General features: G+C 74.1%; 6 protein-coding genes. 4 read left to right on the top strand and 2 right to left on the bottom strand.

Translation table 11 applies throughout. The features are described 5' to 3' along the window. The first annotated feature begins 45 nt into the window (after positions 1-45). Complete coding sequence (locus AC2RP6_RS21450) at positions 46-1329, top strand: MFS transporter (RefSeq protein ID WP_486450396.1); 1284 nt, start codon at positions 46-48, stop codon at positions 1327-1329. Between the two features lie 85 nt (positions 1330-1414). Here the strand turns inward: AC2RP6_RS21450 and AC2RP6_RS21445 are convergent, their stop codons facing one another. Both AC2RP6_RS21445 and AC2RP6_RS21440 read right to left on the bottom strand, forming a co-directional pair. Beyond that, positions 1415-3313 carry an ATP-binding SpoIIE family protein phosphatase gene (locus AC2RP6_RS21445; RefSeq protein ID WP_486450395.1) on the bottom strand — a complete coding sequence of 633 codons (1899 nt, stop codon included), beginning with the start codon at positions 3311-3313 and terminating at the stop codon, positions 1415-1417. Positions 3314-3448: 135 nt separating this feature from the next. Further along, positions 3449-4879, bottom strand: a complete 1431-nt coding sequence (locus tag AC2RP6_RS21440) for an NAD(P)/FAD-dependent oxidoreductase (RefSeq protein ID WP_486447649.1) — start codon at positions 4877-4879, stop codon at positions 3449-3451. 334 nt (positions 4880-5213) lie between these two features. Between AC2RP6_RS21440 and AC2RP6_RS21435 the strand changes: the two genes are divergently transcribed. From AC2RP6_RS21435 to AC2RP6_RS21425, 3 genes are all read left to right on the top strand, one after another. Then, positions 5214-5990, top strand: coding sequence for a TetR/AcrR family transcriptional regulator (locus tag AC2RP6_RS21435; protein ID WP_486447648.1), 777 nt, complete (start codon positions 5214-5216; stop codon positions 5988-5990). Positions 5991-6413: 423 nt separating this feature from the next. Beyond that, positions 6414-8471 (top strand): sigma-70 family RNA polymerase sigma factor, encoded by a 2058-nt coding sequence (locus AC2RP6_RS21430; RefSeq protein ID WP_486447647.1) that lies wholly within the window; start codon positions 6414-6416, stop codon positions 8469-8471. A gap of 85 nt (positions 8472-8556) precedes the next feature. Further along, positions 8557-8769: a hypothetical protein gene (locus AC2RP6_RS21425; protein WP_486447646.1), complete on the top strand. Its 213-nt coding sequence runs from the start codon at positions 8557-8559 to the stop codon at positions 8767-8769. The last annotated feature ends 2 nt before the right edge of the window (positions 8770-8771 follow it).

Raw genomic sequence — 8771 nt, 5'->3', positions numbered from 1 at the left:
TCTTCAGTCTTCAGTTATCAAGGCAGGTGAGAAGTGACCAAGGTGATGGGCGCCGCGATGCGGCGGATCCAGGCCGGCAACGCGCTGACCGCGTTCGGCATCGGCTTCACGGTTCCGTTCCTCTACATCTATGTGGCGCAGGTGCGAGGTCTGGGCTCCATGGCCGCCACGAGCGCGTTCGTGGCCTTCGCCCTGGGCGCCCTCGTCGCGCTGCCCTTCACCGGACGGGTCATCGACCGGCGCGGGCCAGTGCCCGTGGTCATGGGTGCGGCCTTCACCGCCTCCGCCGGTGCGCTCGCGCTCGGGCTCTCCACGGGGATCGTGCCCATCCTGTTGTCCGCGCTGGCACTGGGCGCCGGTCAGGCCGTGATGCAGCCGGCGCTGGCCACGATGATCGTGTGGTGTTCCACGCCGTCCACCCGGACCCGTGCCTTCGCCCTCCAGTTCTTCATGCAGAACCTTGGCCTGGGCATCGGCGGTCTCCTCGGCGGTCAGATCGTCGACGAGAGCCGGCCCGCGAGCTTCACCCTGTTGTTCGGCATCGAGGCCGTGATGTTCCTGGTCCTGGCGGGTGTCGTCGCCACCGTGCGGCTGCCCCACGTGCCGAGCATCAAGGACGCCCTGCCGAAGGACCCGTCGCAGGCGGGCGGCAGCGGCTGGAAGCGGCTGCTGCGGCACAAGGCCATGGTGCAGCTGTGCGTGCTGGGCTTCGTGGTGTTCTTCGCCTGCTACGGGCAGTTCGAGTCGGGTCTGGCCGCCTTCGGTACGGAGGCAGCGGGGATCTCCCCCTCGACCCTCGGTTTCGCCCTCGCCGCCAACACCGGTGCGATCGTGCTCGCGCAGTTCGTCGTCCTGAAGCTGGTCGAGAAGCGCCGCCGGTCGCGGGTGATCGCGCTCGTCGGGCTGATCTGGACCGGGGCGTGGCTGATCGCCGGGTTCTCGGGTCTGGGGCACGGCAGCGCGATGATGGCCGCCGCCGCGTTCATCACCACGTACGCCCTCTTCGGGATCGGGGAGGCCATGCTGTCGCCGACCCTGGCGCCGCTGGTCGCCGACCTGGCGCCCGAGGGTTCGGTGGGTCAGTACAACTCGGCCTTCGCGCTGGTCAAGCAGATGGCGCTGGCGCTGGGGCCGCTCGGGGTGCCGCTCGGTGCGGGGGTGCCGATGCTCTACATCGCCGTCTTCGTGCTCGTGTCGCTCGGGATCGCGGGGCTGGCGCTGCGGCTCGGCAAGGGCCTCACGCCGATGCAGGACAACCCGGTGCTGGCGAGCAGGGTCGTGGCACAGGGCGGTCCGGCCGTCGCGGTGAAGGAGCCCGTGGCCGTGTAGTCGGGTACGGACGTGTGCGCAGGTGTGTGCACGAGGCCCCGGTCCTGGTGGACCGGGGCCTCGTGCGTGTGCGGCGCGGGCCGGGCTACTTGTCCGGCAGGGCGAACTCGCACCAGACGGCCTTGCCGCCGCCCGGGGTGCGGCGGGAGCCCCAGGAGGAGGCGATGGTCGCGACGATGGAGATGCCGCGGCCGGTCTCGTCGGCCGGTTCGGCGCGGCGGCGGCGCGGCAGGTGGTCGTCGCCGTCGGTGACCTCGATGATCAGTCGGCGGTCGGTGCGGCGCAGCCGCAGGTGCATGGGCGGGGTGCCGTGCTGGAGGGAGTTCGCGACGAGCTCGCTCGCGGCGAGGACCCCGAGGTCGCACAGCTCGACGGGGAAGCGCCAGGAGGCGAGGACGCCCTGGGCGAAGGCCCGGGCGCGCGGGGCGGCCTCGATGCCGCCGAGGAGTTCCAGGGCGGCGTTGTGGAAGAGCTCGGCGTCCGCGCCGGCGCGGGCGGGCTGCTGGAGCACCATCACGGCGACGTCGTCGTCGTGGTCGGCGTCCACCCCGAGGGCGCGCATGAGGCGGTCGCAGATGACGGACGGGGTGCCCTGGGCGCCGGCGAGGGCGCGTTCGAGGGCGGCGACGCCCTCGTCGATGTCCTCTCCGCGGCGCTCGACGAGGCCGTCGGTGTAGAGGACGGCGGTGGAGCCCGGGCCGAGCGCGATGGTGCCGGAGGTGTGCAGCCAGCCGCCGGTGCCGAGCGGCGGGCCCGTGGGGTCGGCGGCTCTGCGGACGGTGCCGTGCTCGTCGCGGACCAGGATCGGGAGGTGGCCGGCGGAGGCGTAGGCGAGCAGGCCCTCGCTGGGGTCGTGGACGGCGTACACGCACGTGGCGATCTGGCTGGCGTCGATCTCGGCGGCGAGTCCGTCGAGGAGCTGGAGCACCTCGTGCGGGGGCAGGTCGAGGCGGGCGTAGGCGCGCACGGCGGTGCGCAGCTGGCCCATGACGGCGGCGGCGCGGACGCCGCGGCCCATGACGTCGCCGATGACGAGGGCGGTGCGGCCGGCGCCGAGGGTGATGACGTCGTACCAGTCGCCGCCGACGGCGGCCTCGGTGCCGCCGGGCTGGTAGGTGGCGGCGATGCGCAGGTCGTCGGGCTGCTCCAGCTCCTGCGGGAGGAGGGAGCGCTGGAGCGTGACGGCGGCCTCGCGCTGGCGGCGTTCGCTGGCGCGGAGCCGGTCGACGGCTTCGGCGTGGTCGGTGACGTCGGCGAGGTGGATCAGGATGCCGGTGTGGTGGGCGTCCGCTTCGGCCGCGGTCCCGGCCCCGGCCGCCGTCCCGGTCGCGGTTCCCGTCCCGGTCGCGGTTCCGTGTGCGGGGCCGGTCGGCCTGGGGAACTCGACGGGGGTGCAGGTGACGGTGTAGGAGCTGCCGCCGCCCGGCGCGGTGCGGTTCTTGGCGGTACGGGGCTTGCCGCTGCGCTGGACCTGGTCGAGGAGGGGGAGGAGGCCGAGCGCGCCGAGCTCGGGAAGGGACTCGTGGGCGGGAGCGCCGGGGGTGCGGGTGCCGAAACCGGCGGTGTAGGCGTCGTTGACGTAGGCGACGCGGTGCTCGGGGCCGTGCACGAGGGCGACCAGGGCGGGGAGCCGGCCGAGGACCTCGCGTACGGAGAGTTCGTCGAGGGAGGGCACGGGGGCGAGGACACCCGTCCGCCGGGCGGGGGCGGCGCCGGTGCCCGGACCGCTGGCGGTGCCCGGCCCGCTGCCGCCGGCCGAGCCGCTGCCCGGTCCGGATCCGCTCCCGGTGCCGGAGACGGTGGGGTCGGCGGGGTGGCCGTCGGCGGCGGGCGCGGACCGCTCCGCGCCGGGGTCGGGGCGGCCGCCGCGGGCCGCCGGGACCGCGCCTTCGCCCCGCTTGGCCTGGGCGGCGGCATGTTCGGACCGGGCGGCGGCGCGGCGCTGCGTTCCGGGAAACCGGGCGCTCCAGCGCGTGAAGTTCACTGCGTTCAAGCCTCGTGGTGTCGCGAGTGGTCGCTGTGTCGCTCGTGGGCGGTCGCTGACTGGACGATGTCACTCTGTGCAGGTGTGAGCCCACCTATGGTCACACGTCCAGTGTGGCCGACCACACTGACAACGTCAGCCCTGGCCGTTCTGCGGGGGGTTGGGGGCGAGGGGCGGGGGTGCTGCCTTGGGTCCGCCGCCTGCAGCCAGTTCGAATTCTGCCCTGGGGTGTTCGAGTGAGCCAAGGGAGACGATCTCACGCTTGAAGAGGCCGGAGAGGGTCCATTCGGCGAGTACGCGCATTTTCCGGTTGAAGCTCGGGACGCGGCTGAGGTGGTACGCGCGGTGCATGAACCAGGCGGGGTACCGCTTGAGCTTGCGTCCGTAGACGTGGGCGACGCCCTTGTGGAGGCCGAGCGAGGCGACGGAGCCCGCGTACTTGTGGGCGTACTCGGTCAGGACCTCTCCGCGCAGGGCCGCGAGGAGGTTGTCGGCGAGGACCTTGGCCTGGCGGACCGCGTGCTGGGCGTTGGGGGCGCACTCGCGGCGCGGGCCCTCGGTGCCGGGCGGGGCGGTGATGTCGGGGACGGCGGCGGCGTCGCCGGCGGCCCAGGCGTGTTCGACGCCCTCGACGGTCAGGAAGGACGTGCAGACGAGTCGGCCCCGCTCGTTCTTGGGGAGGTCGGTCGCGGCGAGGATCGGGTGGGGCTTGACGCCGGCGGTCCAGACGATGGTGCGGGTGGGGAAGCGGGCGCCGTCGCTGAGGACGGCGACGCGGTCCTCGCAGGATTCGAGCCTGGTCTCCAGACGGACGTCGATGTTGCGGCTGCGCAGTTCGCGGACCGTGTAGACGCCCATCTCGAGGCCGACCTCGGGGAGGATGCGGTCGCTGGCCTCGACGAGGACCCACTTCATGTCCGCGGGCTTGATGTTGTGGTAGTACCGCGCCGCGTAGCGGGCCATGTCCTCCAGCTCGCCGAGGGCTTCGACGCCCGCGAAGCCGCCGCCGACGAAGACGAAGGTGAGGGCGGCGTCGCGGATGTCGGGATCGCGGGTGGAGGAGGCGATGTCCATCTGCTCGATGACGTGGTTGCGCAGGCCGATGGCCTCCTCCACCGTCTTGAAGCCGATGCCGTAGTCGGCGAGGCCGGGCACGGGGAGGGTGCGGGAGACGGAACCGGGCGCGAGGACGAGCTCGTCGTACTCCAGCTCGATGGGGCCGGTGTTCTCGTCGGCGGTGGCGAGCGTGTTGACGGTGGCGGTCCGCTTGGCGTGGTCGATGTGCGTGGCCTGGCCGATGACGATGCGGCACTTGCCGAGTACGCGGCGCAGCGGGACCACGACGTGGCGCGGGGAGATCGCGCCCGCGGCCGCCTCCGGGAGGAAGGGCTGGTACGTCATGTACGGCTCGGGCGTGACCACCGTGACCTCGGCTTCTCCCGCTCTCAGCTTTCGCTGGAGCCGGAGCGCCGTGTACATGCCGACGTAGCCGCCGCCGACGATCAGGATGCGCGTGCGGGGCGGGGTACCGGGGGCCGTGCCCCGGGAGTTAGCAGCCTTCACCATCCCATGACGCAACGTGGCCGGGAGTTTGTCCACAGGCCCGACAAATTGTGTGACCGGTGGTGGCCCTGGGACGGGGCGGGAGGGGGAGCTCCGCCGGGGGCGGAAGTTCGCAGGTCAGAGCGGGCGGAGAGACAGGTTCCGAGGGCATGGGAGGGAAAAGTGGGGGTGAATGCTCCGATCGGGCGGTGGTCCGTCCGGGGCTGCCTCTTCTGAATTGACTCTGGCTCAACTATGTTCGTATCTCGTCGAGGACCGGGCCTGAGACCGTGGCTCCCCTCGGCGTGAAGGCGGGGAGTGTCTCCGGGGGGAGACAAATGATTACCGGGGGATACATATGAACATTTCCGATTTCCATGGTTCTGCGACCGCGCTCTCGGTCGAGAGCACCGGTCGCGCCATGACCAGCCCGACCACGCACGGTGTGGGTCGCTCCACGCCCCTGCGCGTCGACGCCCAGCGCAATCTCGAGCACGTGCTGCGCGCGGCCCGCGAGGTCTTCGGCGAGCTCGGCTACGGGGCTCCGATGGAGGACGTGGCGCGCCGCGCCCGGGTCGGTGTCGGGACCGTGTACCGGCGGTTCCCGAGCAAGGACGTCCTCGTGCGGCGCATAGCCGAGGAGGAGACGGCCCGGCTGACCGAGCAGGCCAGGACCGCGCTGGGCCAGGAGGAGGAGCCGTGGCAGGCGCTGTCGCGCTTCCTGCGCACCTCCGTGGCCTCGGGTGCCGGGCGGCTGCTGCCGCCGCAGGTGCTGCGCGTCGGCTCGACCGCGGAGGAGGCGGCCGAGGAGGCGGAGGAGGCGCGGGTCCCGCACCAGCGCCAGGCGGCCGAGACGGCCGGGGCTCCCGGACTGCGGGTCGTGGGGTCGACGCGGGGCGCGGCGGAGGACGAGCCGTCGGACGACTCGGGCGCGGGTGCGCTGCTGGAGGTCGTCGGTCGGCTGGTGCACCGGGCGCGGGAGGCCGGTGAGCTGCGTGCCGATGTCACGGTGGCCGATGTGCTGCTGGTGATAGCGACGGCGGCGCCCGCGCTGCCGGACCCGGCGCAGCAGGCGGCGGCTTCGTCGCGGCTGCTCGACATCCTGCTGGAGGGGCTGCGTTCCCGGACGGCGTGAACGCATCGGTACGGAGGGCGTGAGCGCGTCGGTACGGACGGCGTGAGCCCGTCGGTGCGGAGGGCGTGAGCCCGTCGGTGCGGAGGGCTTGCGCCCGTCGGTGCGGAGGGCTTGCGCCCGTCGGTGCGGAGGGCTTGCGCCCGTCGTTCCCCGACGTCGTGCGCCTGTCGGTTCGGCACCGGGCCGGTCGGCGGGTGCGCGGTCCGGCACCGCGGCCCGTCGGCGGGTGCGCGGTCCGGCACCGGGGCGGTGTGGGCCGGCGGGCCGGTCGTGGGACCGAGTCGAACGGCCGTCGGGCTGGTCCGCGCTGCGCCGAAACCTGCCCGGACGGGTGGATGGTGCGCAGACGGGTCCGACGCGTGTCCGCCATGTGACACGCTTGATCGGTGGACCGGTTGAGCATGTCGTGCGGGGGCTTCCGCGATGAGCGTTGACGGGCGTGAAGAGTCACCCGGTGGTGCCGGGAGCGAGACCGAGGCGGGCAGCCTGCCCGCGCGGCAGGTGCCGGCCCAGCGCGAACCGGGCGGGCGGCACGCGCGTTCGTCGGGGTCCTCCGTACCGGGCGGGTCCGCCGGGGGCGATCTGCCGCCGTCCGACGGTGACTTGATTGCTCGGATGCGGGGCGGCGACGACGGTGCCTACGAGGAGCTCTTCCGTCGCCACGCCGACTCCGTGCGGCGCTACGCACGGTCCTGCTGCCGGGACGGGCACACGGCCGACGACCTGACCGCCGAGGTGTTCGCGCGGACCCTGCAGGCGGTACGGGGTGGGGCCGGGCCGGACCAGTCGGTGCGGGCCTATCTGTTGACCACCGTGCGCCGGGTCGCCGCGACCTGGGCCAAGACGGCCAGGCGGGAGCACCTCGTCGAGGACTTCGCCGTCTTCGCGGAGCAGGCGGCCGCGCGTACCGAAAGCGGCGCCGGGATGTCGGGGCTGTCGGGGGACGGCACCCTCGAACTGGGCGCGGACGTACGGGCGATGCGGGTGGCGGAGCAGTCGCTGGCCGTGCAGGCCTTCCGGAGCCTGCCCGAGCGGTGGCAGGCCGTGCTGTGGCACACCACCGTCGAGGAGGCTTCGCCGAGTGCGATCGCGCCGCTGTTCGGGCTGAGCGCCAACGCGACCGCGGTGCTGGCCAGTCGGGCCCGGGAGGGGCTCAAGCAGGCCTATCTGCAAGCGCATGTGAGTTCGGCCCTGAGCGAGGGCGGCGACTGCGCGCGGTACGCGGACCGGCTGGGCGCGTATGCGCGCGGCGGGCTGCGGATGCGGGCGGAGCGGGGGCTGCGCGGGCACCTGGAGGAGTGCGTCAAGTGCCGGCTGGCCGCCGGGGAGCTCAAGGACGTCAACGCGGGCATTCCCGCGCTGCTTCCGGTCGCGGTCATCGGGTGGTTCGCCGCCGGGTACGCGGCGAAGGCCGCCGGGGTGGTGGCCGGCGGGGCCGCCGTCGCGGGCGGTGCGGGTGCCGCGGCGGCCGCCGCCGGCGGGTCGGCCGCCGGGGGCGGGTCCGTTGCCAGTGCGGCCGGGGCCGCAGGGGGTGCCGCCGGGAGCGGGGCTGCCGGAGGTGCCGCCGGGGCGGCGGGGGGCGCTGCCGGGTCCGGTGGGTCGGGGTCCGCGGTCGGAGGTGCGCTGGCCTCCGAGGGACTGGGGCTGCCGGCCAAGGCAGCCATCGCCGCCGGTATCGCGGTGGCCGCGGCCGCCGGGGTCGTGTTCGCGCTGTCCGGGGACGAGCCGGAGCCCCAGGCCCGGGCGAAGCCCGCGCCGAGCGTGACGGCTCCGGCCGTGCCGAAGGCGCCCGCCGCGGCTCCGCCCTCTCCTTCGCCTTCGCCTTCGGTGGAGCCGAGCCCGGGCGAGGAGCCGCCGCCCGCGCCTGCCTCCGTACCGCCGTCGCCGAAGCCGACGCCGTCGGCCGCGGCCTCGCCGTCCCCGGCCGCGCCGACGCCTTCGGCGTCGCCGTCACCGTCCCCCAGCCGGGAGAAGCCGGCGCCCGCGCCGACTCCGAGTACGCCCGGTCCGAAGCCGACGTCGCCGCCACCCGTTCCGCAGCCGCCGCAGGCGTTCCGGCTGGCCGCGCTCCCGTATGCGGTGCAGGGCGACCACAGCGGGCCGGAGCTGCAGACCTGGCGCAGCAGCTGGGTGTGGCAGCGGTGGGGGTTGCGGGTGGGCGACCGGCGGTTCGCGCAGGGGATCACCGTGAACTCGCGTTCCTCGGTGGAGATCGCGCTCAACCGGCAGTGCACCGACTTCTCGGCGTGGGCCGGGGTGGACGGGCTGTCGCTGTTCACGGACGGGGCGGTGCGGTTCTCCGTGTACGCCGACGGGCAGCGGCTGTGGCAGTCCGGTGCCCTCGGCTACGACGATCCGCCGGCGGCCGTCCAGGTTCCCCTCACCGGACGCAAGTCGCTGCGGCTGGTGGTGGAACAGGCCGGGCCGGGCAGCCTGCCGACGCTGGCGAGCTGGGCCGACGCGGTGATCAGCTGCCGCTGACGCGGCGGCGGTCTCCGCGCGCCTGGGGCGGACGGCCGTACGCACGGTCCTCGTCGCGACCGGCACGCTGGCCGCGCTCCTCGCGGTGTTCGCGAGCGGGGGCCCGCTGCTCCTGGTCGCCACCCTCGGCGGCGTGTTCGGCGCGACCGGCGCCAACGCCGTGCTGTCGGTGCAGGCCGCCTCCAGCGTCCCCGACCCCCAGCGCCCCACGGCCATCGGCCTGTTCGCCCTCTGCTACCAGCTGGGCGGCGCCTTCGGCCCGGCGATCGCGACCGCCCTGGTCCTCGGCGGCGTCTGAGG

Source organism: Streptomyces sp. WAC03905 (assembly GCF_057371075.1).
The sequence above is the reverse complement of the archived record's forward strand: the minus strand, read 5'-3'. Positions and strand labels throughout refer to the sequence as shown.

Bases quoted from the DNA above. Each gene is read 5' to 3' on its own strand.
- AC2RP6_RS21430 (WP_486447647.1), top strand. From the start codon at position 6,414: ATGAGCGTTGACGGGCGTGAAGAGTCACCCGGTGGTGCCGGGAGCGAG.
- AC2RP6_RS21440 (WP_486447649.1), bottom strand. From the start codon at position 4,879: ATGGTGAAGGCTGCTAACTCCCGGGGCACGGCCCCCGGTACCCCGCCC.
- AC2RP6_RS21450 (WP_486450396.1), top strand. From the start codon at position 46: ATGGGCGCCGCGATGCGGCGGATCCAGGCCGGCAACGCGCTGACCGCG.
- AC2RP6_RS21435 (WP_486447648.1), top strand. From the start codon at position 5,214: ATGAACATTTCCGATTTCCATGGTTCTGCGACCGCGCTCTCGGTCGAG.